At 65.4% G+C, this 781-nt stretch carries 1 protein-coding gene and 1 pseudogene; both read right to left on the bottom strand.

The genetic code is table 11. The features are described from left to right. Positions 1 to 404: pseudogene (locus EN994_RS33760) on the bottom strand (hypothetical protein); the annotation flags it as partial. Between the two features lie 63 nt (positions 405 to 467). Further along, positions 468 to 781 (bottom strand): DUF4159 domain-containing protein (locus EN994_RS33755; RefSeq protein ID WP_127308274.1); only part of this gene is annotated, 314 nt, incomplete at its 5' end.

The raw sequence follows: 781 nt of genomic DNA, 5'->3' as shown, positions 1-781 counted from the left end.
AGGCCGGCAAATCCGAGGCCGCCGAAGAGCGCACCGAGACACGGCTCTTCGGCGGCCTCGGATTTGCCGGCCTCGACGACGCGCACGTCGAACTGCTTGAAGCGGCCAAGCCGCTGCTGCAGCCCGGCCAGCGCCTCGTCGGTCTGCTTGGTGCGATCGCCGATATCCTGGCTCTGGCTGCGGTCGACGACGAGGGCGACAACGCTTTTCAGCGGCTCGCGCTCCTCGTTGAGGAACACCGGGTTGAACAAAGCGGCGGCGAGCGCCAAAAGGGCGATGAAGCGGAAGACCGAGCCGCGCTGGCGAAACCACAGGCCGACAAGCGCCAGCAGCGCCAGCGGCACCAGCGCCAAGGCCAACAGGGGCCAGGAGATCAGCGGTTCGAAGGAAATCGACCAGTTCATCCCTTACCCTCCTCTTTTTGGGGAGGGTTTATCCGCGACCGGAGGGAACCAAACAAACTCATCTTACTGCCCCAGCCGTTCGAGCAGTATGGGCACGTGCACCTGGTCGGATTTGTAGTTGCCGGTCAGCATGTACATCATGATGTTGACGCCGGCGCGCAGCGCGTAGACGCGCTGCATCGGGTCCGCCGGTACGGTCGGCAGCAGCGGATCGCCATTCTCGTCGACCGCCCAGGCGCCGGCAAAATCATTGGCGGTGATCATGATAGGCGAGACGCCGTCGCCGGTGCGCACCGGCCGGTTCTCGGCATTGCTGGCGTCGAGCGACGCCTCGACCCACAGTGGGCTGCCGGCGAAGCGGCCGGGGAATTCGGGCA

This window comes from Mesorhizobium sp. M7A.F.Ca.CA.002.09.1.1, from assembly GCF_003998555.1.
Classification (GTDB): Bacteria; Pseudomonadota; Alphaproteobacteria; order Rhizobiales; family Rhizobiaceae; genus Mesorhizobium; species Mesorhizobium ciceri.
Note: the sequence above shows the minus strand (reverse complement) of the source record. Positions and strands in the feature narration are given on the sequence as shown.